The sequence below is a fragment of the Rathayibacter festucae DSM 15932 genome (assembly GCF_004011135.1).
In the GTDB taxonomy this organism is placed as follows: domain Bacteria; phylum Actinomycetota; class Actinomycetes; order Actinomycetales; family Microbacteriaceae; genus Rathayibacter; species Rathayibacter festucae.
Genome location: NZ_CP028137.1, coordinates 568,529 through 592,205 on the forward strand (window position 1 = coordinate 568,529; position 23,677 = coordinate 592,205).

Genomic DNA, 23,677 nt, shown 5'->3' on the forward strand with positions numbered 1-23,677 from the left:
GTCTCTGCTCAGCGATCGGCCGGATTCTCGACGTAGCAGTCGATCTCGATCCGGAGCGCGTCGTCGTGGGACGTGTCGCGGAACGCACCGACCTGTGCGATAGCCTCCCACGTCGCGGGATCGACTCCGCGCACGGGCACGCCCTCGGACTGCAGAGTGAGCGGCACCAGCAGGGAGCGCGGCGGGGCGTCGGCCTCCGGTTCGCGCGGTGCGCCCGCCTCCACGTGCAGCACGACGGTGAGCCCGGAGGCGCCGTCGAGGATGAGCCAGATGGCGGAGAGCAGGCCGTCCCGCTGCTGGTGGCCGAGGAGGCCGGCGGTGCCGTCGGGGTCGTGCAGATCGACGAGCGGGGCCAGCAGCTCGGACTCCTGGATCGCGTGGTGCAGCCAGGTCTCGCGACGCCCCTCGATGAGGTGCAGCCGGAGGCTGGTCGCGAGCGCGGCGGCGTGCGCGGCGCGGTGCGGATCGAGCGGCAGGACGGTCGTGCCGTCGCCGACCTCGGCGAGCAGGCGCTCGGCCGCGAGGTCGAGGCGGGCGAGCTCCTCCGAGGCGAGCATGCCGACCGCGTAGCGCGGTCCGAGGGTGGTGCTCTGCACGAGGGCGCGGTCGATCTCGAGCTGGACCATCCGGCGGAAGCCGCGCATCATCACGACCGCCACGACGGCGGGAGCGAGGGTCACGGCCATCGCGCTGATCCGCACCGAGAACGAGGTCTCGTCGCCCGAGCCCATGGCGCTGTAGGCGACGAGCTCGGCGACCGCGATGGCGAAGGCGACGGCGAGGACCTCGATGCTGCGGCGGTGCACGATCATCGCGGCGTGGGCGACCGCGGCGGCGACCGCGGCGGTCGGGACGGCGGCGGAAGGACCGTGACCGGCGACGGCGATCAGGTCCAGTGCCACGGCCCCGGTGATCCCGACGAGCAGGCCGATGTAGGCGGCGGTGGGCAGCCGCTGCCCGCAGACGTGGATGGCGACCACGGTCGCCGTGAAGGAGGCGACGAGGAGGAGCCAGGCGACGACGACCAGCCCCGGCCGCGCGTAGTCGTCGACGGTGGCGAGGAAGACCAGGAGCTCGTAGGCCATCAGCGCCGCCGCGATGCCGGTGAGGCCGCTGCCGAGGTAGCTGGTGCCCAGGGTCTCCTGCTGTCCCTTCCGCGCGCGGGCGGAGCGGGGCGAGCCGTCGGGCCGGCGAGGAGCGGCACCGGGTCCGCCGAGGAGGGGGGAGGCCCGCTCGGTGCCGGCGCTCACTTGGGCACCTCCAGCACCACGGTCGTGCCGGAGCCGGGCGAGCTGAAGAGCCGGGTGCGGCCGCCGACGTCCGCGAGCCTCGCGACGACCGACTCCTTGAAGCCGAGCTTCGTCGCGGGCACCGTGGCGATGTCGAAGCCGGCACCGGCGTCCGTCACCATCGCGCGGACGGTCTGCTCGTCCTCGGTGATGGTGACGTCGGCGGACTCGACACCGGAGTGCCGCCGCACGTTCTCGAGGCACTCGGCGAGGGCGAGCAGGAAGGAGTCGAGCGCGGCGCCCTCGAGGACGACCTCGCCGGAGCCGTGCAGGACGACCTCGAGGCCCAGCCGGCCGAACCGGTCCCGGACGTCCTCGAGCGAGGTCGCGGCGGGCGACGCCGTGACGCTGGTCAGCTGGTACGAGCCGGACGCGCTCGGCGTCGGCGTCCCGCCGAGGCGCAGCTGGCGCAGGAGCTGCGCGTCCTGCGCGGCCTGGCGGCGCAGCGCGTCCTCGGAGACGCCGCGGCCGGAGTGGGCGAGCAGGGTGAGCGTCGCGAGCACCGTGTCGTGCAGGAGCCGCGCTCCCTGGCGGCGCTGCGCCTCCGTCTCGCTGGCCTGTCGCTCGACACGGTGGGCGTTGCCGATGCTGTCGATGCGCCGGACGACCCGCGGGACGGCCGTGCTGATCCAGAGCGCGAAGCCGGCGAGCGTGCCCCACGGCAGCAGGCTCTGCACGAGCGCGTTGGACAGCATCGCCTCCTCGGCGACCAGCACGGAGACGATCACACTCGGCACCAGGACGGGCAGGAGCAGCAGCAGCCGGCGGACGGAGGTGGTGACGACGACGGCGACGGTGCTGGTGACGGCGTTGGCGGTGCCGACGAGCACGTATCCCTCGAAGCCGCTGCTCACGCCGATGGCGCTCGCGAGCCCGATGCTCAGCGCGAGGCCGCCGACGGCGAGCAGGAGCACCCAGAGCGTGCGTCCGCTGCGGCCGAGCTGCAGGTGGAGGACGGCGAGTCCGAGGAGCAGCGCCACCGCGAACGGCACGGCGTCGGCCGCCAGCGCCCCGGGGCCGAGGACCAGGGCGATGGCCGTGGCGTCGATCAGGAGGCCGATGCCGCACGCGGACTGGCGGAGGAGGCGGTCGCGCTCGCGAGCGCTGCGGACCAACGGCACGGGCACGCTCCTTCCGGTGGGCGGCGCGGGGCGGACCCCCGTCTCACGATAGTCACAGACCGGCGGTCGGCCCGCGGGACGGCCGGGATCGGGTCAGACCGCGAGGAGCCTCGCGAGGTGGCCGCCGACCGCGTCGTCCTCGATGAGGAAGGCGTCGTGCCCGAACGTCGAGCTGATCACCGCGACCTCGTCGCCGTCGATGTTGCCGCGGGCGTGGGCGGCGATGATCCGCTGCCCGTCCACCGGGAACAGCCGGTCGCTGTCGATCCCGAGCACGAGCGTCGGGCTGGTGATCCGCTCGAGCGCCTCCGCCTCGCCGCCGCGCCCGCGCCCCACGTCGTGCGAGTTCATCGCCTCGACGAGGGTGATGTAGCTGTTGGCGTCGAAGCGCCGGGTGAACTTGTTGCCGTGGAAGTCGAGGTAGGACTCGACCGCGAACCGGCCGCCGCCGCCCAGGGGGCTGAGGCCGGACTGCCAGCTCCGCTCGAAGCGGTCGTTGAGCTCGGACGGGCTGCGGTAGTTGAGCAGCGCCATCCGGCGGGCCAGCGCGAGGCCGTGGTACGGGCCCTTGCCGTCGCCGGCGTCGTAGTAGGCGCCGCCCGCGAAGGCGGCGTCGTTGCGGATCGCCTCGAGCTGGACGAAGTTGAGCGCGATCTGGTCGGAGGTGGCGCGCGGAGGAGCGGCGAGGACGGCGAGCCGGGCGACTCGCTCGGGGTGGTCGATGCCCCACTCCAGGGCCTGCATCCCGCCCATCGAGCCGCCGATGACGGTGTGCCAGCGGTCGATGCCGAGCCGGTCGGCGAAGAGCGCCTGCACGGCGACCTGGTCGCGGATCGTCGTGTACGGGAAGCGCGCGCCCCACTCGTGCCCGTCCGGTGCGAGGGAGGCGGGGCCGGTCGAGCCCTGGCAGCCGCCGAGCATGTTCGGAGCGACGACGAAGTAGCGGTCGGTGTCGATCACGAGGCCGGGGCCGACGAGCCCGGACCACCAGCCGTCGGTCGCGTGACCCGGGTCGCCGCGGCCGCTGAGGTGCGAGTCGCCGGTCAGCGCGTGCAGGACGAGGATCGCGTTGTCGCGCGCGGGGGAGAGCTCGCCCCAGCTCTCGTAGGCCACCCGGACGTGGGGGAGGCGACCGCCCGCCTCGAAGGCGAACGGGCCGATCTCGACGAAGCGCCGCCCGCCGGGGTGGTCGCCCTCGCGCCAGGCGCCGGTGGCGGGCGGCTTGCCGATCACCGAGCGGAGCTGGCGCTCGGTGACGAACGCCGAAGGGACGGTGTCCTCGAGTGTCTGCTGCCAGTCCATAGCGGTGTCCATCGTGGCAGAGCGCGGCGAGCGCCCGGCCTTTGTTACGCGGGGGTGACGCCCGCCTTGCTGATCGAGTAGGCCGCGGAGCGGCCGCCCACCCCTGCTGATCGAGTAGGCCGCGGAGCGGCCGTATCGAGATCCGCCGTTCTCAGCACGGTGGGTCTCGATACGCCGCTGCGCGGCTACTCGACCAGCATGACGGGGCCGTCAGGCGTTGGCGCGGGAGGCCTCGACGACGCTGCGGGCGGCCTGCAGGGCCTGGGCGAGGTCGGCGCGGAGGTCGTCGATGTTCTCGAGGCCGACCGAGAGGCGGACGAGCCCGGGGGTGACGCCGGCGGTGAGCTGCTGCTCCGGGGTGAGCTGCGAGTGCGTGGTCGACGCCGGGTGGATCACCAGCGAGCGGACGTCGCCGATGTTCGCCAGGTGCGAGAACAGCACGAGCGAGTCGACGAACGCGCGTCCCGCGTCCACCCCGCCCTTGAGCTCGAACGAGAGCACCGCGCCCACGCCCTTCGGCGCATAGTGGTTCGCCGCCGCGTACCAGGGCGAGGTGGGCAGTCCCGAGTAGTTGACCGTCGCGATGTCGGAGTGGTTCTCCAGGTACTCCGCGATCTCCTGCGCGTTCTGCACGTGGCGCTCGATCCGCAGCGACAGCGTCTCGATGCCCTGGATCAGCTGCCAGGCGCTCGCCGGGGCGATCGAGGCGCCGAGGTCGCGCAGCAGCTGCACGCGGGCCTTGATGATGTAGGCGAGGGAGTCGCCGACCGCGTCCGTGTACACGGCGCCGTGGTACGAGTGATCGGGCGTGGTCAGCCCGGGGAACTTCGCCGCGTTCGCGGTCCAGGAGAAGGTGCCGCCGTCGACGATCGCGCCGCCGATCACCGTGCCGTGACCACCGAGGAACTTCGTCGCCGAGTGCACGATGATGTCCGCGCCGTGCTCGAACGGGCGGATCAGGTACGGCGTCGCGATGGTGTTGTCGACGATCAGCGGGACGCCCGCCGCGTGCGCGACCTCGGCCACGGCGCGGATGTCGAGGATGTTGATCTTCGGGTTGCCGATTGTCTCGGCGAAGAAGAGCTTCGTGTTCGGGCGGACCGCGCGGCGCCACTCCTCCTGGTCGTCCTGGTTCTCGACGAAGGTCGTCTCGATGCCGAGCTTGGCCAGCGTGTACTTGAAGAGGTTGTAGGTGCCGCCGTAGATCGACGACGACGAGACGAGGTGGTCGCCCGCCTGCGCGATGTTGAGCACCGCCGCGGTCTCGGCCGCCTGGCCGGACGCGAGCAGGAGCGCCCCGGAGCCGCCCTCGAGCGCGGCGAGGCGCTCCTCGACGACGGCCTGCGTCGGGTTCTGGATGCGGGTGTAGATGTTGCCGAACTCCGCGAGCGAGAAGAGGTTCTTCGCGTGCTCGGCGTTGTCGAAGACGTAGGAGGTGGTCTGGTAGATCGGGGTCGCGCGCGCCTTGGTGACGGGATCGGGCGCGGCTCCGGAGTGGATCTGCTTGGTCTCGAACTGCCACTTCTCGGAGTCGGTCATGGTGCATCCCATCGCATCGTCGGTTCGGAACGGAAGGCCGTTCCCCGTCGCCACGAGCCTAGGTGCGGGTCCCCGGCGCGGCCAGGGCGCCCGACACACGGGGTAACCGCGACGGATCAGCGGCCGGTGCGGATCCCGGAGATCGGATGCGGGTCGCGCTTGGACCCGGTCGGGTCGGCCCGGTTCGGGCGCTCGGGCCGCTCGTCGACGACCGGCGCGAAGAGCCACGCCGCCCTCGGCTCGACGATCTTGTGGAAGACGGTGCGCGTCCAGCCCAGCGAGAGCGCGATCGCGACCGCGATGCAGAAGACGATCATCAGGATCAGCGCGACCGTGCTCTCGGTCGCGGACAGCAGCCCGGACTCGCGCAGCGGGTAGAGGACGAAGCTGTGCAGCAGGTAGACGTACATCGTCGACTGCCCCCAGGCCGTCATCGCGGTGCGTCGGCGCGGGATCAGGCTGAACAGCGCGAGCGAGAGCACGACCGCCGTCGCCATCAGCGCCAGGCGGACGAGGCCCGCCCACCAGGCGGTCTCGCCGAGCGCGTCGTACGGCCGGTCGTAGAAGAACCAGTAGCGCAGATCCGCCGCGCGGAAGGCGTCGATGTTGACTGTCATCACGACGACCGTCGCCGCGAAGAGCGCGACGGCGATCACCCGGGAGAGCAGGATCTGCCGCGGCGTCAGGTCGAGCCAGCGGTCCACCAGCAGCCGCGAGCCGGCCTTCCAGCCGCGCAGCCGCCAGCCGAAGACGAAGAACGGCAGGATCCCGATCGCCCGCGCGAGCGAGAAGGTCGAGTCGATGTTGTCGTAGTAGCTGACGCCGACAGCGAGGACCACGCTGATCAGCAGCGGCCAGCGCAGCAGCGCGAGGTAGGGGAGGACCAGTCGGAAGATCCCGAGCGCGAGCAGGAACCACAGCGTCCAGCTCGGCTTGGTCGGGTTGAACTCCTGCTTGCCCTCGACCGCGAACTGCACCAGCGTCCAGATCGTCTCCATGATCAGGTAGGGCAGCAGGATGTCGGTGAGCACCCGGCGCATCGCGCGGGCGTTCGGCGCTCCGCCCTTGGAGAAGTAGCCGGAGATGATCGCGAAGGCCGGCATGTGGAAGGCGTAGATCGTCAGGTACACGACGAGCGACGTGTCCGAGTTGGCGGTCAGCCGCTGGATGCCGTGGCCGATCACCACGAGCGCGACGCAGACGAAGCGGGCGTTGTCCCAGAGGGGCACGCGGCGCTTGGGGGCGGTGGGCGACCCGGCGGTGGCGGGAGCCGGGTCGGCGGGCTGCATGCGGCCAGGCTAGCGTTGGCTCCGACGACGGAGTCGATGGTGTCCGAGGCTTGACGGAAAGAGGACGAGCGTGGTTCGACGCGTCGTGGTGACAGGAGCGAGTTCGGGGATCGGTGCGGCGACGGTCCGCCTGTTCCGCGAGCACGGCTGGGACGTGGTGGCGGTCGCCCGTCGCCGGGAGCGGCTCGAGGCGCTCGCCGCGGAGACCGGGGCGGGCCTGTTCGTCGCCGATCTCACCGACGCGGCGCAGGTCGACGCGCTGCGCGACCACCTCGCGGAGACCGGCCCCGTGCACGCCCTCGTCAACAACGCCGGCGGCGCACTCGGCCTCGACTCGGTCGAGGCGTCCGACCCCGCCGACTGGACCCGGATGTTCGAGATCAACGTCCTCTCGGTCAAGCTCGTCACGAGCGCTCTGCTCCCGCTGCTCCGGGCGGGCATCGCCGACGAGGGCTCCGAGGGCTCGGCCGACATCGTCACCGTCACCTCGATCGCCGGCCACGTCGCCTACGAGGGCGGCGGCGGCTACAACGCCGCGAAGTTCGCCGCGCACGCGCTCGTCGCGGTCCTCCGCCTCGAGCTCGCCGGCGAGCCGATCCGCGTGATCGAGATCGCGCCCGGCATGGTGCACACCGAGGAGTTCTCCCTGGTCCGCTTCGGCGGCGACCGGGAGCGCGCCGACAAGGTCTACGCCGAGGTCCCGGCCCCGCTGGTCGCCGAGGACGTCGCCGCGGCGATCGTGTCCTCCGTCGAGCTGCCGCCGCACGTCAACCTCGATCTGGTGACCATCAAGCCGGTGGCGCAGGCCGCCCCGCACAAGGTGATCAAGGGCGCGCTCACCCCGAAGGCGTGACAGGTGCCCGTCGCGGGGCCCCGTGATGTGACGCGGGGCCTCGCGACGCTCTAGCCTGTCCCTCATGGTTTCCGACGCCGACGACTCCGCCGCCCTCCTCGCCGCCACGGAGAAGGAGGTCCTCGGCTGGCTCGAGTTCGGTGACGCCGCTCGCCATCTCGCCGACGACGTCGTCGCCTCCGGCTATCGTCCGGAGCTGGTCGTGGCCATCGCGCGCGGCGGTCTGCTGCTCGCGGGCGCGGTCGCCTACGCGCTGGGCATCAAGAGCTGCGGTGCGCTGAACGTCGAGTTCTACACCGGCGTCGAGGCGCGGCTGGCCGCCCCCGTCGTCCTGCCGCCGCTGCTGGACGAGGCGTCGGTGCGCGGGAAGCGCGTCCTCCTGGTCGACGACGTCTCCGACTCCGGCCACACCCTCGCCCTCTCGGTCGACCTGATCCGCGCGATGGGCGCCGAGGTGCAGACCGTCACGCTCTACACCAAGCCCCGCACGGTGCTCGAGCCCGACTTCTTCTGGCGGCGCACGCCGCGCTGGATCGTCTTCCCCTGGTCGGCGCTGCCCCCGGTGGCCGGCGCCCTCGCGGAGGACGACGAGTGAGCGTCCACCTGATCGGCGGCGGCGGCGGAGCGGAGCACGACCCGCAGCTCTACGGAGCGTTCCTGGCGGAGGCGCACGACCGCGCCGTCGACGCCGGCCGCATCGAGGGCCCGCGGATCGCGATCGTCGTCGTGCACGACGGCCTCGGCCCCGAGGTCTACGCGGGCTGGGCCGCGACGCTCGCCACGGTCGGCAAGCTCCTCCCGTTCGCGGTCATGAAGCCCGAGGGCGGCCGGATCGACCCCGCGGTCTTCGACGACGTCGACGGGATCTTCGTCGGCGGCGGACTCACCCCCGCCTACCGCGACGCGCTCGAGGCGTCCTTCCCGCGCCTGCGCGACCTCGTCTCCTCCGGAGTGCCGTACGCCGGCTACTCGGCGGGCGCCGCGGTCGCCGCCGACCGGGCGATCGTCGGCGGCGACCGCATCGGCGGAGTCGCCGTGGCACCGGAGCACGCGGCCGAGGAGCTGGACGAGGTGACGGTGCTCGAGGGCATCGGCCTCGTCGACGTCTCGATCGACGTGCACGCCGCGCAGTGGGGCACCCTCGGCCGCCTGGTCGCGGCCGTCGAGGCCGGACTGGTGGACGGCGGCGTCGCGATCGACGAGTCGACGGTCCTCACCGTCGGCACGGGCGCCCTGCGCGTCCGCGGCGCCGGCTCGGTCTGGCGCGCGAGCGCGGGCGAGGCCGGAGTGTCGGTCGCCACCCTTGCCGCGAGCTGAGCGTGGACCTGCAGGAGCTGGCGGGTGCCGGCCTGATCGACCGCGCCTGGGCCGAGGCGCTCGCCCCGGTCGCCGGCGACATCGCGGCGATGGGCGACTTCCTCCGCGCGGAGGTGGCGGCAGGGCGGCCCTACCTCCCCGCCGGGGCGCAGGTGCTCCGCGCGTTCGCCGCGCCGCTGGAGGACGTCCGCGTCCTGATCGTCGGGCAGGACCCGTATCCGACACCCGGGCATCCGATCGGGCTGTCCTTCGCCGTGGACCGGCACGTCCGGCCGCTGCCGCGCAGTCTGCAGAACATCTACCGCGAGCTCCGCGGCGACCTCGGTGTCTCCCCGCCCGAGCACGGCGACCTCAGCGGCTGGACGCGCAGCGGCGTGCTGCTGCTCAACCGCGTGCTGACCGTCGCGCCGGGCGCACCCGCCTCGCACCGCGGCAAGGGCTGGGAGCGGGTCACCGAGCACGCGATCCGCACGCTCGTCGCCCGCGAGCAGCCGCTCGTCGCGATCCTCTGGGGGCGCGACGCGGCGAACCTCCGGCCGCTGCTGGGCGACTCCGGGATCGTCGAGAGCGTTCATCCCAGCCCGCTGTCCGCCTCCCGCGGCTTCTTCGGCTCGCGCCCGTTCAGCCGCGCGAACGAGCTGCTCGCCGAGCGCGGGGCCGAGCCCGTCGACTGGGCGCTCCTGCCCTGAGCCTCGGGGCCCGACACCCCGGCCCGCCGCGCGTGCGGTGCTCCGCCACCCCGGCTACGCTGGCCCGGATCGCGGCCGCCGCCCGGGATCAGCGACGCCGACCACCACCGCCGAGAAGGAGCGAGATGCTCGAGGAAGAGTACGAGCAGCGCCGGGTCCTCCCGCCGCACCTGCGCCGGGCGCCCGCCCCCGAGCCGGAGTTCTCCTTCGAGATCCGCGAGGCGCGCAGCGCGGATCTGCCGGACATCCAGGAGATCTACAACCACTACGTCCGGAACACCGTGGTGACCTTCGACGAGGACGACTCGACGCTGAAGGAGTGGCGCTCGAAGTTCGCGCGCAATCAGAAGCTCGGGCTGCCGTTCATCGTCGCCGTGTCGCCGTCGGGGCAGATCCTGGGCTACGCGATGGTGTCGCCGTGGTCGTCCAAGCGCGCCTACCGCTTCACCGTCGAGAACTCGATCTACCTGCGCGCCGCCTCGACCGGCAAGGGCCTCGGCAAGGCGCTGATGACCGAGCTGCTCGAGCGCGCGAAGGCCGTCGGCATCCGCCAGGTCATGGCCGTCATCGCGGACAAGGGGGCGGAGGCGTCGCTGACGATGCACGCGAAGTACGGCTTCGTCGAGGTGGGCCGGATGGGCCGCGTCGGCTTCAAGTTCGAGCGCTGGCTGAGCACCGTGCTGATGCAGAAGACGCTCAAGTAGCGCCACCGGCGTCTCTGCGAATGCGCCGGACTGCGGGGAACGGAGCGGGGTCCTTCCCTACACTTGTCGGCATGGAATGGCTCGTCCCGCTCATCGTCGTCGTCGTGCTCGTCGTGATCCTCGGGATCTACCTCTGGGCCACCTACAACTCCCTCGTCACGCTGAACGTCCGCGTCGACGAGGCCTGGAGCGACATCACCGTCCAGCTGAAGCGGCGGGCGGATCTGATCCCGAACGTCATCGACTCGGTGAAGGGCTACGCCTCGCACGAGCGGCAGGTGTTCGAGTCGGTGACCCGCGCCCGGGCCGAGACGCTCTCCGCGCAGGGGCCGGCCGAGGCGTCGGCCGCCGAGGACCACATGCAGAAGGCGCTGAAGTCGATCTTCGCCGTCGCCGAGGCGTACCCGCAGCTGCAGGCCAGCCAGAACTTCCTGCAGCTGCAGGGCGAGCTGGTCGACTCGGAGGACAGGATCCAGTCGGCCCGCCGCTTCTACAACGGCGGCGTGCGCGAGATGAACACCAAGGTCACCGTCTTCCCCAACACGCTCTTCTCCCGCCGCCTCGGCTTCTCCGAGCGCGAGTTCTTCGAGGTCGGCGACCTCGCCGCCATCTCGGAGCCGCCCCGCGTCCAGTTCTGACGCCACCACCGCGAGGCCGCGGCGGCGCCGCACTGCCGGTCGAGGGGCCGCGGAGCGGCACCCCCTCATGCTGGTCGAGCAGCCCCGCACTGGCGCCCCCACATGCTGGTCGAGTAGCCCCGCAGGGGCGTATCGAGACCCACCGTCATCAACACGCCGGGTCTGCAGACTCGACTTCCGACGGTGGTGGATCTCGATACGCCCGCTGCGCGGGCTACTCGATCAGCATGTGCTGCTCGACCCGGCGTCAGGGCGCTGCCGGGGCTCCCGCCGCGAGCGGGCCGCCGTCGAGCGTCGTGAGGTACTCGTCGAAGACGGGGGACGGGTCGATGCCCGTCGCGACGGCGTCCACGAGGGCGCGCCGCACCAGCGCGAGCACGACCGTCGCGAGCACGGCAGCGCGCGGCTCGTCCGCCGCGGGGAGACCCATCCGCTGCGCGATGCTCGGGGTGAGCGCGGCCTCGCCGTCGTGCAGCGACTGCGCCCAGACCGCCCGCATGCCGGGCGTCTCGGTGAGCAGCGGCATCAGCCGCAGCGTCCGCTCGAGCTGCGGGCCGGACGCGGCCGCGGCGAACGCGGCGCCCAGCGCGGTGTTGAGCGACTCCGACTCCGGCCGCGCGACGAGCTCCCGCGCCATCGCCGCGATGGCCGCGTAGAGCACGGGCCGCACGCAGTCCTCCTTGCCGCCGAGGTAGCGGTGGAAGGTGCGCAGCGAGATGCCGGCGGCGTGCGCCAGGTCGATCGAGCTGACGCCCTTGGTGGTCCCGCGCTCGAGCAGCAGGGCGACGCACTTCTCGGACAGGGCGAGCGCGATGGTGCCCTGTCGCTCCTGCGGACCGCTCATGCGAGGACCTCCCGGTGGCCGGTGGTGAGGGCGACGAGGAGCTCGGGCGCGAGAGTGCCCCGCCCGACGACGTCGACGCTGTCGAGCCCCTGCCAGTGCGCGGCGGCGACGAGCAGCGCAGCGAGGCGCTCGGCCGTGTCCGGCGGCGCTCCGGGCTCGCGCCAGGCCGCCTGCACCCGCAGCACGCCGTTCTGCCGGTCGCTCTTGAGGTCCACGCGCGCCGCGATCACGTCGTCGAGCAGCACGGGCAGCACGTAGTAGCCGTGCACGCGCTGCGCCGCGGGGGTGTAGATCTCGATCCGGTAGTGGAAGTCGAAGAAGAGCTCAGCGCGCGGGCGGTGCCAGACCACGGGGTCGAAGGGCGAGAGCAGTGCGTCGGCCCGCAGCTCGCGCGGTCGCCGCGCCGCCGTGTGCCGCCAGAGGGGCAGCGGGCGCCCCGAGCGCTCCCAGCCGCGGACCTCGACCGGCACCAGCTCGCCCGCGTCGACCAGATCGTGCACGGCCGCCAGGGTCGGCGCCTTCAGCAGCCGGTGGTAGTCGGCCAGATCGCCGAGCGTCCCGACGCCGAGTGCGAGGGCGGAGCGGCGCACCAGCTCGCGGACCGCGTCCTCGGTGGAGACCTGGGCGTCGAGCACCTCGCGGGGCAGCACCTGCTCGGCGAGCGCGTAGGAGCGCTCGAAGCGCGTGCGCCCGGCGGTCACCACCTCGCCCCAGCGGAAGAGCACCTCGAGCCCGCGCTTCATGTCGGACCAGCCCCACCACGGACCGGTCCGGGTGTTGGCCTCGTGCTCGATCTCCGACGCGCGGAGCGGGCCGTCGGCGAGGGCCGCGCGCAGCCAGTCGAGCGTGGACCGGTTCTCGGCCGCCCAGCCCTCGTGCTCGGGCAGGCGGACGCGGCGGTAGTGCTCCATCCGCCAGCGGTAGAGCGGGAGGTCGGCGCGGCGGATCAGCGCCGCCTCGTGCGCCCAGTACTCGAGGTAGTGGCCCTTCGGCGAGAACGCCACCGCGTCGAGGAGGGCGCGGTCGTAGGGGCCGAGCCGGGCGAGGACGGGGAGGTAGTGGCTCCGCTCGAAGACGTTGACCGAGTCGAGCTGCAGCGGGCGGATCCGGTCGATCACGCCGAGGATCTGCCGCGTGCCGACCCGCGGCGGCGGCGCGGCACCGAAGCCCTGGGCGGCCAGGGCGATGCGGCGCGCGAGCGCGGGGCTGAGCTGCTCGGTCATGGTGCCCCCACGCTAGCGAAGGCCGCCGACATCGGCCGATCCCGCCCCGGCGCCGAGTGTTCCCGTCCGGTTCATCCGGGCGGCCCCGGGATGTCAGGGGCCGCCCCTACGTTTCCCGAGGCGCCCGCAGGGGCCCACCCACCCGACTCCTGGAGGACTCTTGACGACCCAGCGCTTCCCCCGCGCCGGCGTGCTCGCCGCCGCGACCGCCGCTCTCGCTCTCACCCTGACCGCCTGCTCCGGCGACGCCGGCGCCTCGTCCGGCGACGCGTCCGTCGACGCCTCGACCGCGACCTCCGCCGCCGACCTCGGCGGGCTCGACGCCCTGGTCGAGGCTGCGAAGGCCGAGGGCGAGCTCAACGTGATCGCGCTGCCCGACAACTGGGCCAACTACGGCGAGCTCATCTCGGGCTTCGAGGACGAGTACGGCATCACCGTCAACTCGGCCGACCCGGACGTCTCCTCCGCCGAGGAGATCAGCACCGCGCAGAACCTGGCCGGCCAGGACACCGCGCCGGACGTCTTCGACCTCGGTGCCGCCGTGGCCCTCGCCAACACCGACCTCTTCGCGCCGTACAAGGTCGAGACCTGGGACGACATCCCCGAGGGCAACCGCGAGGACACCGGCCTCTGGGTGAACGACTACACCGGCCTGATGTCGATCGGCTACGACGCCGACGCCGTGCCCGCGCCCGAGTCGCTCGACGACCTGCTCGGCGCCGACTACCGCGGCTCCGTCGCGATCAACGGCGACCCGACCCAGGCCGGTGCCGCGGCGGCCGCCGTGCAGCTCGCCGCCCTGCAGTCGGGCGGCTCGGCCGACGACGTCCAGCCCGGCATCGACTTCTTCGAGAAGCTGAACGACGCGGGCAACTTCCTGCCGCTGGATCCGACCGACGCGACCGTCGCCTCCGGCGAGACCCCGGTCGTCTTCGACTGGAGCTACAACAACCTCGCCGCCGCGAAGGCGAACGAGGGCACTCGCGAGTGGACGACGACGGTGCTGCCCGGCACCGCGGTCGGCAGCTACTACAACCAGGCGATCAACGCCGACGCGCCGCACCCGGCCGCCGCGCGCCTCTGGCAGGAGTACCTCTACTCCGACGCCGCGCAGAACCTCTACCTCGCGGCCGGCGCCTACCCGGTGCGCCTGGCGGCCATGGTCGACGCCGGCACGGTGGACAAGGACGCCCTCGACGCCGTCGGCGCCGCTCCGGAGGACCTCGTCCAGTTCACCTCCGAGCAGACCGAGGCCGCCTCGGCCCTGCTGGCCGAGAAGTGGGGCGCGGCGATCCAGTGACGACCGCCGCCGTCCGGGCCGTTCCCGGGGCCCGTGCGCCCCGGGGACGGCGCGGTCTCCCCGCAGCGCTCGGCGTCGCTCCGTTCGCGGTGTACGTCCTGCTCTTCCTCGCCGTGCCGACCGTCCTCGCGGTCGGCACGGGCTTCGTGGACGGCGACGGCCGGCCGACGCTCGCGAACGTCGCGGCGCTGGGCGACCCGGTCGTCCTGTCCGCCTTCGGCGCCTCGCTCGGGCTGTCGGCGCTCACCGCCGTCGTCGGCGCGGTCCTCGGCGGCATCGTCTGCCTCGCCCTGCTCGGCGCCGATCCGGGCGGTCCGCTGCGCACGATCGTCGACGCCGCCGCGAGCGTCCTCGCCCAGTTCGGCGGCGTGATGCTCGCCTTCGCCTTCATCGCGACGATCGGCGTGCAGGGGCTGGTCACGACCCTCCTGGCCGGCGCCGGCGTCGACCTCTACGCCGACGGCGTCTGGCTGTACCAGCTGCCCGGGCTGATCCTGCCCTACCTCTACTTCCAGGTGCCGCTGATGGTGCTGACCTTCCTGCCCGCGCTCGAGGGTCTGCGCCCCGAGTGGGCCGAGGCGAACGCCGTGCTCGGCGGGGGAGCGGTGAGCTACTGGTGGCGCGTGGCGGTCCCCGTGCTCGCGCCCTCCTTCCTCGGCTCGGTGCTGCTGCTGTTCGCCAACGCGTTCTCCTCGTTCGCCACGGCCGCGGCGCTGATCAGCCAGGGCGCGCAGATCGTGCCGCTGCAGATCCGCGCGGCGCTCGTCAGCGAGACGGTCCTCGGCCGGGAGAACCTCGCCGGTGCGCTCGCGCTCGGGATGCTCCTCGTGATGATCGTGCTGATGTCCGGCTACGCGCTGCTGCAGCGCCGGGCCCGTCGGTGGCAGCGGTGACCCGCGCTCTCTCCCGCATCGTCCTGGTCGTCACCGGCCTCGCCTTCGCGGTACCGCTGATCGCGATGGCGGAGTTCACCCTCCGCGGCGCCGGCGGCTACGACCTCTCGCACTGGACCGCGATCCTCGACCCGCAGAACGAGCGCGGCTACCGCGCGCTCTTCCAGGGCATCGGCAACTCGCTGATCCTCGCGGTCGTCACCGCCCTGATCGTGCTCGTGCTGCTGGTGCCGACGATGCTCCTCGTAGAGATCCGCCTGCCGCGCCTGCGCCGGGCGCTCGAGCTGGTCTGCCTGCTGCCGCTGACCGTCCCCGCGATCGTGCTGGTCGTCGGGCTGGCCCCGGTCTACTCGGTGATCACCCGGCTCGTCGGCTCGGCCCCCTGGACGCTCGCGCTCGCCTACGGCGTGCTCGTGCTGCCCTACGCCTACCGCGCGATCGCCGCGGACCTCGCCGGGCTCGACGCGATCACGCTCTCGGAGGCCGCCCGCTCGCTGGGCGCCGGCCCGGTCGGCGTGCTCGTCCGGGTGCTGCTGCCGAACCTGCGCCGCGGTCTCGTCGCCGCCGCGCTGATCACGGTCGCCGTGGTCCTCGGCGAGTACACCATCGCCTCGCTGCTCAGCCGGACCACCCTGCAGACCGGTCTCGTGCAGGTGTCGAAGCAGGACGCCTACGTCGCCGTGATCTTCTCCCTCCTCTCCCTCCTGTTCGCCTTCGCCCTGCTGCTCGGGATCGGCCGCCTCGCGCGGATCGGCCTCGTCGCCACCGGGCGCCGCGCCTCGAAAGGCACCTCGTGACCGCGCCCCTCTCCCCGGGCGCCCGCGTCCGCTTCCTCGACGTCGCCCGGCACTTCGGCGCGGCCAGAGCCCTCGACGGCGTCTCGTTCGACGTGGCGCCGGGGGAGTTCATCGCCCTGCTCGGCCCCTCGGGCTGCGGCAAGACCACCGCTCTCCGCGCCCTCAGCGGGCTCGAGCGGATCGACTCCGGCCGCATCCTGGTCGACGAGCGCGACGTCGCCGATCTGCCGGTCGCCCGCCGCGACATGGGCATGGTCTTCCAGTCCTACTCGCTCTTCCCGCACCTGCGCGCCCGCGAGAACGTGGAGTTCGGCCTGCGCACCCGCGGTGTCGCGGCGAAGGAGCGGCGGACGGCCGCCCAGGACGCGCTCGACCTGGTCGGCCTCGGCGCCCTGGGCGACCGCTACGCGCACCAGCTCTCCGGCGGGCAGCAGCAGCGGGTGGCGCTGGCGCGGGCGCTCGTCACCCGCCCCCGGGTGCTGCTCCTGGACGAGCCGCTCTCCGCGCTGGACGCGAAGGTCCGCGTGCAGCTGCGCGACGAGATCAAGCGGCTGCAGTCCGAGATCGGCATCACCACCTTCTTCGTCACCCACGACCAGGAGGAGGCGCTCGCCGTCGCCGACCGGGTCGCGGTGATGAACGCGGGACGGATCGAGCAGCTCGGCGCGCCGGAGGACCTCTACGCCCGGCCGTCGTCGCCGTTCGTCGCCCACTTCGTCGGGCTCTCGAACGTCGTGCCGGGGGTCGTCTCGAGCGGGGCCGTCTCCGTGCTCGGCGCGCGCCTGCCCCTGGTGGACGGCGCGGCCGTCGACGGCGCCGTCTCGGCGTTCCTCCGGCCCGAGGACATCGAGATCGTGCCGGGCGGCGCTCCGGGCGATCTGCCTGCCGTGGTCCTCGCGACCAGCTTCCTCGGACCGGTGCGCCGCTCCACGGTCCGCACCGAGCAGGGGGACGAGCTCGTCGTCCAGCACGCGGCCGGGATCCGGCTCGAGCCGGGGGAGCGGGTCGGCCTCGCGCTCGCGCGGCGGCCGGTGGCCGTCCGCGCGGCCTCGTGAGCTGTCGCGGATTCCGCCCGCGGAATGCGGCGGGGATTAGTCTGGGCGGATGAGACTCGGCCGGTCCCGCCGCACGTCCGGCGCCCGCGACGCCGTCCGCGCCGCCGCGGCTCCCGAGCGGGCTCCGCAGCCCCGCCCGCTCGACCCGGACGCCGCCTTCGTCAGCACCGGGATGCGCATCGCCGGCGCCTGGGCCTGGCGGATCCTCGTGGTCGCAGGCGCCCTCGCCGTGATCGGCCTGCTGGTGATCGAGCTGCGGCTGATCGTCATCCCGCTCCTGCTCGCGATCGTCATCGCGGCGCTGCTCGTGCCGTTCTCGACGTTCCTGCAGCGGCACCACTGGCCCAAGTGGCTCGCGATCGTGGTGGCCGAGCTCGGCATCGTCCTCGTGATCGGCGGCCTGCTCTTCCTCGTCGTCACCCAGGTCACCTCCGGCTTCGACGACCTCAGTCGCCAGACCGTGCAGTCCTACGACGCCCTGAAGTCGTGGCTGCTCGAGGGGCCGCTGCACCTGACCGAGACCGACATCAACCAGTACGCGCAGCAGGCGCTCGCCGCCGTGCAGCAGGACTCGGGGATGCTCGTCAGCGGCGCGCTGAGCGTCGGCTCGACGGTCGGGCACGTGCTCACCGGCGTGCTGCTGACCCTGTTCTCGACCCTCTTCATCCTGATCGACGGTCCGAACATCTGGCGCTGGGTCGTGCGGCTCTTCCCGCACCGCGCCCGGAGCGCCGTCGACGGGGCCGGCCGCGCGGGCTGGATCACGCTGACCAACTTCGTGAAGGTGCAGATCCTGGTCGCCTTCGTCGACGCGGTGGGCATCGGGCTCGGCTCGTTCCTGCTCGGCGTCCCGCTCGCGATCCCGATCGGCGTGCTGGTCTTCCTCGGCTCCTTCGTGCCCGTGATCGGCGCGGTCGTCACCGGCGCGCTGGCCGTCTTCATCGCTCTGGTCTACAACGGACCGGTCATCGCGCTGATCCTGCTGATCGTCGTCCTCGGCGTGCAGCAGCTCGAGGGGCACATCCTCCAGCCCCTGATCATGGGCTCCGCCGTCAAGGTGCACCCGCTCGCCGTCGTCCTCGCGGTCGCCGGCGGCTCGATCGTCGCGGGCATCGCGGGCGCGTTCTTCGCGGTCCCCGTGGTCGCGACCCTCAACGTCATGGTCAACTACGTCGCGAGCGGAGCCTGGCGCTCGCCGACCCGAACCCCCGAGAGAGTTGCCGAAGAGCATGCAGACTAGCCGCGTCGTCGGACCGACCCTGAGCGAGTTCGAGGCGGCCCGAACCGTCCTCGCCCCTGTCATCGCGAACACCCCGATGGAGACGAGCACGTTCCTCGCCGAGGTGCTCGGCTCGCCCGTCTTCCTCAAGTGCGAGAACCTGCAGCGCACCGGGTCGTACAAGATCCGCGGCGCCGTGTTCCGGCTCTCGCACCTCACCCCCGAGGAGCGGGAGCGCGGCGTCGTCGCCGCCTCGGCCGGCAACCACGCCCAGGGTGTCGCCTTCGCCGCGCGCGAGCTCGGCATCAAGGCGACCATCTTCATGCCGATCGGCGTCGCGCTGCCCAAGCTCGCGGCGACCCGCGACTACGGCGCGGAGGTGGTGCTCAGCGGGCACATCTTCAACGAGGCGCTCGCCGCGGCGGCCGAGTTCGCCGAGAGCACCGGCGCCGTGTTCATCCCGCCCTACGACCACCCCGACGTGATCACGGGTCAGGGAACCATCGGCCTGGAGATCCTCGAGCAGGCTCCGGGTGTCGAGACGCTCGTCGTGCCCATCGGCGGCGGCGGGCTCATCGCCGGTGTCGCGTCGGCCGCGAAGCAGAAGGCCGCCCAGGAGGGCCGCACGCTGCGCGTGATCGGCGTCCAGGCGGCGAACGCCGCGCCCTACCCGCTCTCGCTCGCGGCCGGCGAGCCGATCGCCATCACGATCTCGCCCACCATCGCCGACGGCATCGCGGTCGCGAAGCCCGGCCAGCTGAACTTCGAGATCATCCGCGAGGTCGTCGACGAGGTCGTCACCGTCGAGGACGACGACACCGCCCGGGCGCTGCTCGTGCTGCTCGAGCGCGCGAAGCTCGTCGTCGAGCCGGCCGGAGCGGTCGGCATCGCCGCGATCCTCACCGGCAAGATCCGGAACGCGGGCCGCACCGCGGTCATCCTCTCCGGCGGCAACATCGATCCGCTGATGATGGAGCGGGTGATCAGCCGGGGGCTCGCCGCCTCCGAGCGCTACCTCAAGATGAGCATCGGCCTGCCGGACCGGCCGGGTCAGCTCGCGCGGATCGCCGACCTGATCTCGGAGGCGAACGCCAACGTCGTCGAGGTGCTGCACACCCGGCACGGCCGCGGCCTGCAGATCAGCGAGGTCGAGCTCGAGATCAGCGTCGAGACGCGCGGCCCCGAGCACGCCGACCGCGTCCTCCAGGTCCTCCGCGACGCCGGCTACAGCCCGCGCCTCTCCCGCGGCTAGTCCGCCGGATACGCGAGATGCCACTTGTGACGGCCCGACACGGCGTGTCGAGCGCACAAGTGGCATCTCGCGGAGTGGACCAGCGCTGAGGGTCAGTGGCCGTTCCAGGTCTCGACGTTCGTGACCTTGACGGTGATGTTGCGGCCGTTGGGGGCCTCGAAGGTGGTGGAGTCGCCGACCTTCAGGCCCATGATCGCGCCGCCGAGCGGGCTCTGCGGGCTGTAGACGTCGAGGTCGCTCTCGCCCGCCATCTCGCGGTTGCCGAGGAGGAAGCGCGACTCGTCGCCGGCGATCTCGGCGGTGATGATCGTGCCGGCCTCGACGACCCCGTGGCTCTCGGGCGGCGTGCCGATCTCGGCCTCGCGCAGCAGCGCGGTCAGCTGGCGGATGCGCGCCTCGATCTTGCCCTGCTCGTCCTTGGCGGCGTGGTAGCCGCCGTTCTCCTTGAGGTCGCCCTCCTCGCGTGCGACCTCGATGCGCTTGGCGATCTCGAGGCGTCCGTTGGTGGACAGCTCGGTGTGCTCCGCCTGGAGGCGGTCGTACGACTCCTGGGTCATCCAGGTGACCTGAGGCTGGTCGGCCATGGTGGGCTCCTCACATGACGGCCGCGCGCGACCGACGGTGCTGTCGGGCGCCTGGCCCGTCGAGCGGATCGACCGAGGGCGTGCGGCGGGGGAAAAGACAAGGCCCCGACGAGTCCGTCAGGGCACCCCGACACCCTACGGGAGCCAGCAGGAGGAGATCAAACCTGTCGTGGCGAGCTCCGTGGTGCGCACCGTCTCGGTGTAGGAGCGGAAGCGCTCGGTCGACGCGGGGTACTCGACGACGAGCCAGCCGACCACGGCGGACTGCTCGTTGAGCGCCTGGACGGCGCAGGCCGCGTCGCGCCCGGTCGGGACGGTGAGGTCGAAGGACACCTGGACGGTGCGGTCGTCGACGACCTGGTGCGCGGTGTCCTGCACGTCGACGCCGTCGCGGGCGCCGTCGAGGCCGGCCCAGATCACCCAGGCGGCGAAGACCGCGACGAAGGCGACGGCGACGAGGGCGAAGAGCCGGCGGTCGCCGCGGCGGCTGCGCGGCGTCCGCCCGTAGCGGGAGGCGAGGGGTCCGGCGGCGCGGACGGCGTCCGGGTCGAGGGCGGGGTCGCTCGCGCGCTCGTCGCTCTCGGACGTTCGGGCGGCCACGGAACTCCCTGGGTGAAGCGACTATTCTGGCGGGTGACGTGCGCCGGTGAGAACCGAGCGACGCCCCCCATTAAACCCCGAGGAATCGAGCGATCGTGTCCCAGGCCGTCCAGGTCTCCGCAGATTCAGAGGCGCGTGCAGCTGTGGCGCCGCGCGAGATCCCGCGCCTGCTCGCCGTGCACGCCCACCCGGACGACGAGTCCAGCAAGGGCGCCGCGACCCTCGCCTCCTACGCCGATCGCGGCGCCGAGGTCATGGTCGTCTCCTGCACCGGCGGCGAGGCCGGCTCCGTTCTGAACGAGGCGCTCGGCGCCCGCGCGCACGCCGAGCGCGACATGGGCGGCCTGCGCCGCTACGAGATGGCCGCCGCTCAGCGGGCGCTCGGCATCGAGCACGCCTGGCTGGGCTTCGTCGACTCCGGGATGCCCGAGGACGGCGCCGTCGCCGCGGACTCCTTCGCCGGCCTGCCGCTGCCGACCGCCTCGGCACCGCTGGTGCGCCTCGTCCGCCGGTTCCGCCCGCACGTGATCATCAGCTACGACGAGAACGGCGGCTACCCGCACCCGGACCACATCCGCGCGCACCAGGTCGCGGTCGAGGCGTTCCGCGCCGCGGGCGAGGCCGACGAGTACCCCGGCACCGGCGCCGCCTGGTCCGTCTCGAAGCTCTACTACGACCGCGTGTTCTCCTCGCAGAAGCTGCGGGCCATCGCCGAGCACATCCGCTCGATCGACCCGGAGGATCCGCTGCTCGCCTCCTTCGAGGAGATGAAGCGCTGGAACGAGGAGACGCCCTACCTCGCCACCACGAAGATCGTCGTCTCCGGCTTCCACGACCGCCGCGACGCGGCCCTGCTCGCGCACGCGAGCCAGGTCGCTCCCGACAACAAGTTCTTCTTCCTCCCGCACTCCGCGATCGACGCCGCGTGGCCGACCGACGACTTCCAGCTCGTGCAGAGCCGGGTCGACGCGCCGACGCCGGAGACCGACCTCTTCGCCGGGATCGACGTCGCGCTGCCGGGTGACGCCGGCCCGGCCGCCACCACCGTCCCCGAGGAGCAGCCCGCATGATCGCCGCGACCGTCCTCGAGGCCGCCCACGTCGCCCTGATCCGCGCCGCCGAGGCGACGCCGGTGCCGACGACCGCGCCGGAGTTCAACGAGGACACGGTGACGCCCGGCCTGTTCGGCTTCATCACGATGTTCGTGATCGCGCTCGCCGCCGTGTTCCTCGCACTCGACATGGTCCGCCGGGTCCGCCGGACGACCTATCGCGCCCAGGTTAACGAGCAGCTCGACTCCGAGGAGCGCGAGCGCGCCGAGGACGCCCCGTCCGGACGCTGACACCCGGGCGCTGACGCGCCCTGCGCTGACGGCGCCCGGCGCTCAGCCGACGTTGTAGGTCGGGTGCAGGCAGACGATCAGCGCCGCCGTCCAGTGGCAGAGGAACGCCACCGCGGTCAGCGCGTGGAAGATCTCGTGGAAGCCGAAGACCCCGGGCACCGGGTTCGGCCGCTTGATCCCGTAGATCACCGCGCCGACGGAGTAGCAGAGGCCGCCGACCAGCACGAGCACCATCATCGCCGCGCTCGCCTCGAACAGCGGGCCGAGGTACATCACCGCCGCCCAGCCCAGCAGCAGGTAGAGCGGCACGTAGAGCCAGCGCGGCGCGGAGATCCAGAACACCCGGAAGCCGATCCCGAGCAGCGCCCCCGCCCAGACCAGCACGAGCAGCAGCGAGCCCTGCGCGGGCGGCAGGGCGAGCGCGGCGAGCGGCGTGTAGGTGCCGGCGATCAGCAGGAAGATGTTCGCGTGGTCGATCCGCTTGAGGATCATCTTGGTCCGCGGCGACCAGTCGAAGCGGTGGTAGAGCGCGGAGTTGCCGAAGAGCAGCAGCGACGAGACGGCGAACACGGTCGCCGCCCACTTCGCCGGTGCGCCGTCCGCGACGCTGACCAGGACGATGCCGGCGACGATCGCGACCGGGAACAGTCCGGCGTGGATCCAGCCGCGCCAGGTCGGCCGCGCCTCCGTCGCCGGGCCGTGCTCGATCTCGTCCTCGACGAGCGGGAGGGCGGGGAGCGAGGGGCCGGCCGCGTCGTCCTCCGCCAGGGCGCGCGCATCCGGATCGGGCGTGGGGGAGGTCGGCCGGTGGCTCATACGGACGAGGATACGACCCGCCGCCGCAGGGCGACCGGGAGAGCCCGCTCGAACGGGGGAACAGCGGTGGTCCGGTACCGGGCCGCGGTTTCGACTACCGTGGCACCGTGCCGAAGCCGAGACTGCCCGTGGGGAGCGACCTGCTCTACGGCGTCTACAAGAAGCGGCTGCGCTCGAGTCTCGAGGGCGCCGCGCTGCCGAACCACGTCGCGATGATCATCGACGGCAACCGCCGCTGGGCTCGCCAGCGCGCGCTGGAGACGGCCGCGCACGGCCACCGCGCGGGCGCGGCGAAGGTGCACGAGTTCCTGCAGTGGTGCGACGAGCTCGGCATCCGGCACGTCACCCTCTACCTGCTCTCGCAGGACAATCTGGTCGGCCGGGAGAGCTCCGAGCTCACCGAGCTGATCGCGATCATCGCCGACCTCGCCGAGGAGGTCTCGCAGCAGCCCGAGTGGCGGGTGCAGCACGTGGGCTCGGACGACGGGCTGCCGGAGTCGCTCGTCTCGGCGCTCGACCGCGCGGAGGAGCGCACCGCCGCGCACACCGGCCTGCACATCAATCTCGCGGTCGGCTACGGCGGCCGCCACGAGATCGCGCAGGCGGTCCGCAGCATCCTCGACGAGCACGGCAAGCGCGGCTCCTCGATCGAGGACGTCGCGGGCCTGCTCACGCCCGAGCTGATCGGCGAGCACCTCTACACCAGCGGTCAGCCCGACCCGGACCTCGTCATCCGCACCTCGGGCGAGCAGCGCCTCTCCGACTTCATGCTCTGGCAGAGCGCGCACAGCGAGTTCTACTTCATGGAGGCGCTCGGCCCCGACATCCGCGAGGTCGACTTCCTCCGGGCGCTGCGCGACTACGCCGGCCGGCACCGCCGCTTCGGCAGCTGAGCTGGGCTCCCGCGCGCGCTGTTCACATAGCCGTTACACGTTCGTCTCGGCAAGAACCACACGGCTGTCATTTCCGGGATTAGGTTCGGATCATCAGGTGACGCACCTGGTCGAGTCG

Annotated in this window: 25 protein-coding genes; 15 read left to right on the forward strand and 10 right to left on the reverse strand. The window is 72.6% G+C overall.

Translation table 11 applies throughout. The features are described 5' to 3' along the window. Positions 1-8: 8 nt before the first annotated feature. The 5 genes from C1I64_RS02720 to C1I64_RS02740 form a co-directional block, all read right to left on the reverse strand. The gene (locus tag C1I64_RS02720) at positions 9-1,250 is read right to left on the reverse strand and encodes a hypothetical protein (protein ID WP_127886126.1); all 1,242 of its coding nucleotides are present in this window, start codon (positions 1,248-1,250) and stop codon (positions 9-11) included. Next, positions 1,247-2,410 carry a sensor histidine kinase gene (locus tag C1I64_RS02725; RefSeq protein ID WP_243598880.1) on the reverse strand — a complete coding sequence of 388 codons (1,164 nt, stop codon included), beginning with the start codon at positions 2,408-2,410 and terminating at the stop codon, positions 1,247-1,249. The genes C1I64_RS02720 and C1I64_RS02725 overlap by 4 nt, the downstream gene beginning before the upstream one ends. A gap of 93 nt (positions 2,411-2,503) precedes the next feature. Further along, positions 2,504-3,712 (reverse strand): homoserine O-acetyltransferase MetX, encoded by a 1,209-nt coding sequence (gene metX, locus C1I64_RS02730; protein WP_127886127.1) that lies wholly within the window; start codon positions 3,710-3,712, stop codon positions 2,504-2,506. A 210-nt stretch (positions 3,713-3,922) separates the two neighbouring features. Next, positions 3,923-5,251, reverse strand: coding sequence for a bifunctional o-acetylhomoserine/o-acetylserine sulfhydrylase (locus C1I64_RS02735; RefSeq protein WP_127886128.1), 1,329 nt, complete (start codon positions 5,249-5,251; stop codon positions 3,923-3,925). Between the two features lie 116 nt (positions 5,252-5,367). After that, complete coding sequence (locus C1I64_RS02740; protein ID WP_127886129.1) at positions 5,368-6,540, reverse strand: acyltransferase family protein; 1,173 nt, start codon at positions 6,538-6,540, stop codon at positions 5,368-5,370. Between the two features lie 70 nt (positions 6,541-6,610). Between C1I64_RS02740 and C1I64_RS02745 the strand changes: the two genes are divergently transcribed. The 6 genes from C1I64_RS02745 to C1I64_RS02770 all read left to right on the forward strand — a co-directional run bounded on the left by C1I64_RS02745 (position 6,611) and on the right by C1I64_RS02770 (position 10,741). Then, entirely contained in the window at positions 6,611-7,393 is a 783-nt protein-coding gene (locus C1I64_RS02745) for an SDR family oxidoreductase (protein WP_244209386.1), read from the forward strand. A gap of 64 nt (positions 7,394-7,457) precedes the next feature. After that, a complete protein-coding gene (locus C1I64_RS02750; protein ID WP_127886130.1) occupies positions 7,458-7,988 on the forward strand; it encodes a phosphoribosyltransferase in 531 nt (176 codons plus the stop codon). Next, the gene (locus tag C1I64_RS02755) at positions 7,985-8,710 is read left to right on the forward strand and encodes a Type 1 glutamine amidotransferase-like domain-containing protein (protein ID WP_123445401.1); all 726 of its coding nucleotides are present in this window, start codon (positions 7,985-7,987) and stop codon (positions 8,708-8,710) included. Before C1I64_RS02750 ends, C1I64_RS02755 begins: the two co-directional genes overlap by 4 nt. A 2-nt stretch (positions 8,711-8,712) precedes the next feature. Next, positions 8,713-9,399: a uracil-DNA glycosylase gene (locus C1I64_RS02760; RefSeq protein WP_425272892.1), complete on the forward strand. Its 687-nt coding sequence runs from the start codon at positions 8,713-8,715 to the stop codon at positions 9,397-9,399. A gap of 125 nt (positions 9,400-9,524) precedes the next feature. Beyond that, positions 9,525-10,103 carry a GNAT family N-acetyltransferase gene (locus tag C1I64_RS02765; protein WP_123702722.1) on the forward strand — a complete coding sequence of 193 codons (579 nt, stop codon included), beginning with the start codon at positions 9,525-9,527 and terminating at the stop codon, positions 10,101-10,103. Between the two features lie 71 nt (positions 10,104-10,174). Further along, on the forward strand, positions 10,175-10,741 hold the full coding sequence (locus C1I64_RS02770; protein WP_127886131.1) for a LemA family protein: 567 nt from the start codon (positions 10,175-10,177) through the stop codon (positions 10,739-10,741). Between the two features lie 247 nt (positions 10,742-10,988). Here the strand turns inward: C1I64_RS02770 and C1I64_RS02775 are convergent, their stop codons facing one another. Next, positions 10,989-11,585 carry a TetR/AcrR family transcriptional regulator gene (locus tag C1I64_RS02775; RefSeq protein ID WP_127886132.1) on the reverse strand — a complete coding sequence of 199 codons (597 nt, stop codon included), beginning with the start codon at positions 11,583-11,585 and terminating at the stop codon, positions 10,989-10,991. After that, on the reverse strand, positions 11,582-12,808 hold the full coding sequence (locus C1I64_RS02780; protein WP_127886133.1) for a winged helix-turn-helix domain-containing protein: 1,227 nt from the start codon (positions 12,806-12,808) through the stop codon (positions 11,582-11,584). Before C1I64_RS02780 ends, C1I64_RS02775 begins: the two co-directional genes overlap by 4 nt. 160 nt (positions 12,809-12,968) lie before the next feature. On the opposite strand from C1I64_RS02780, the gene C1I64_RS02785 reads away from it, so the two are divergent. Genes C1I64_RS02785 through ilvA form a run of 6 tightly spaced genes read left to right on the forward strand, consistent with a single transcriptional unit; the run spans position 12,969 to position 19,324 of the window. Beyond that, positions 12,969-14,108 carry an ABC transporter substrate-binding protein gene (locus C1I64_RS02785; protein WP_208645077.1) on the forward strand — a complete coding sequence of 380 codons (1,140 nt, stop codon included), beginning with the start codon at positions 12,969-12,971 and terminating at the stop codon, positions 14,106-14,108. Further along, positions 14,105-15,001: an ABC transporter permease gene (locus C1I64_RS02790; RefSeq protein WP_127886134.1), complete on the forward strand. Its 897-nt coding sequence runs from the start codon at positions 14,105-14,107 to the stop codon at positions 14,999-15,001. The genes C1I64_RS02785 and C1I64_RS02790 overlap by 4 nt, the downstream gene beginning before the upstream one ends. Beyond that, complete coding sequence (locus C1I64_RS02795) at positions 14,998-15,798, forward strand: ABC transporter permease (protein WP_244209387.1); 801 nt, start codon at positions 14,998-15,000, stop codon at positions 15,796-15,798. The genes C1I64_RS02790 and C1I64_RS02795 overlap by 4 nt, the downstream gene beginning before the upstream one ends. Continuing rightward, complete coding sequence (locus C1I64_RS02800) at positions 15,795-16,853, forward strand: ABC transporter ATP-binding protein (protein WP_127886135.1); 1,059 nt, start codon at positions 15,795-15,797, stop codon at positions 16,851-16,853. The genes C1I64_RS02795 and C1I64_RS02800 overlap by 4 nt, the downstream gene beginning before the upstream one ends. 49 nt (positions 16,854-16,902) lie before the next feature. Further along, positions 16,903-18,093, forward strand: a complete 1,191-nt coding sequence (locus C1I64_RS02805; RefSeq protein WP_123702736.1) for an AI-2E family transporter — start codon at positions 16,903-16,905, stop codon at positions 18,091-18,093. Then, a complete protein-coding gene (gene ilvA / locus C1I64_RS02810) occupies positions 18,083-19,324 on the forward strand; it encodes a threonine ammonia-lyase (protein ID WP_123445410.1) in 1,242 nt (413 codons plus the stop codon). The genes C1I64_RS02805 and ilvA overlap by 11 nt, the downstream gene beginning before the upstream one ends. A 92-nt stretch (positions 19,325-19,416) precedes the next feature. On the opposite strand, the gene greA is transcribed toward ilvA, so the two are convergent. Beyond that, positions 19,417-19,908 carry a transcription elongation factor GreA gene (greA, locus tag C1I64_RS02815; RefSeq protein WP_123702741.1) on the reverse strand — a complete coding sequence of 164 codons (492 nt, stop codon included), beginning with the start codon at positions 19,906-19,908 and terminating at the stop codon, positions 19,417-19,419. 135 nt (positions 19,909-20,043) lie between these two features. Then, positions 20,044-20,508, reverse strand: a complete 465-nt coding sequence (locus C1I64_RS02820; protein WP_127886136.1) for a DUF4307 domain-containing protein — start codon at positions 20,506-20,508, stop codon at positions 20,044-20,046. Positions 20,509-20,651: 143 nt separating this feature from the next. Between C1I64_RS02820 and mca the strand changes: the two genes are divergently transcribed. Next, positions 20,652-21,578, forward strand: a complete 927-nt coding sequence (gene mca / locus C1I64_RS02825; RefSeq protein WP_244209388.1) for a mycothiol conjugate amidase Mca — start codon at positions 20,652-20,654, stop codon at positions 21,576-21,578. Further along, a complete protein-coding gene (locus tag C1I64_RS02830) occupies positions 21,575-21,850 on the forward strand; it encodes a hypothetical protein (protein ID WP_123735280.1) in 276 nt (91 codons plus the stop codon). The genes mca and C1I64_RS02830 overlap by 4 nt, the downstream gene beginning before the upstream one ends. Before the next feature lie 42 nt (positions 21,851-21,892). Here the strand turns inward: C1I64_RS02830 and trhA are convergent, their stop codons facing one another. Continuing rightward, complete coding sequence (trhA, locus tag C1I64_RS02835; RefSeq protein ID WP_127886137.1) at positions 21,893-22,666, reverse strand: PAQR family membrane homeostasis protein TrhA; 774 nt, start codon at positions 22,664-22,666, stop codon at positions 21,893-21,895. A 107-nt stretch (positions 22,667-22,773) separates the two neighbouring features. Between trhA and C1I64_RS02840 the strand changes: the two genes are divergently transcribed. Continuing rightward, complete coding sequence (locus C1I64_RS02840) at positions 22,774-23,559, forward strand: isoprenyl transferase (RefSeq protein WP_123445415.1); 786 nt, start codon at positions 22,774-22,776, stop codon at positions 23,557-23,559. Positions 23,560-23,677 lie beyond the last annotated feature (118 nt).

Bases quoted from the DNA above. Each gene is read 5' to 3' on its own strand.
- metX (WP_127886127.1), bottom strand. From the start codon at position 3,712: ATGGACTGGCAGCAGACACTCGAGGACACCGTCCCTTCGGCGTTCGTC.
- C1I64_RS02735 (WP_127886128.1), bottom strand. From the start codon at position 5,251: ATGACCGACTCCGAGAAGTGGCAGTTCGAGACCAAGCAGATCCACTCC.
- C1I64_RS02740 (WP_127886129.1), bottom strand. From the start codon at position 6,540: ATGCAGCCCGCCGACCCGGCTCCCGCCACCGCCGGGTCGCCCACCGCC.
- C1I64_RS02750 (WP_127886130.1), top strand. From the start codon at position 7,458: ATGGTTTCCGACGCCGACGACTCCGCCGCCCTCCTCGCCGCCACGGAG.
- C1I64_RS02765 (WP_123702722.1), top strand. From the start codon at position 9,525: ATGCTCGAGGAAGAGTACGAGCAGCGCCGGGTCCTCCCGCCGCACCTG.
- C1I64_RS02770 (WP_127886131.1), top strand. From the start codon at position 10,175: ATGGAATGGCTCGTCCCGCTCATCGTCGTCGTCGTGCTCGTCGTGATC.
- C1I64_RS02775 (WP_127886132.1), bottom strand. From the start codon at position 11,585: ATGAGCGGTCCGCAGGAGCGACAGGGCACCATCGCGCTCGCCCTGTCC.
- C1I64_RS02780 (WP_127886133.1), bottom strand. From the start codon at position 12,808: ATGACCGAGCAGCTCAGCCCCGCGCTCGCGCGCCGCATCGCCCTGGCC.
- C1I64_RS02805 (WP_123702736.1), top strand. From the start codon at position 16,903: ATGAGACTCGGCCGGTCCCGCCGCACGTCCGGCGCCCGCGACGCCGTC.
- ilvA (WP_123445410.1), top strand. From the start codon at position 18,083: ATGCAGACTAGCCGCGTCGTCGGACCGACCCTGAGCGAGTTCGAGGCG.
- greA (WP_123702741.1), bottom strand. From the start codon at position 19,908: ATGGCCGACCAGCCTCAGGTCACCTGGATGACCCAGGAGTCGTACGAC.
- C1I64_RS02830 (WP_123735280.1), top strand. From the start codon at position 21,575: ATGATCGCCGCGACCGTCCTCGAGGCCGCCCACGTCGCCCTGATCCGC.
- trhA (WP_127886137.1), bottom strand. From the start codon at position 22,666: ATGAGCCACCGGCCGACCTCCCCCACGCCCGATCCGGATGCGCGCGCC.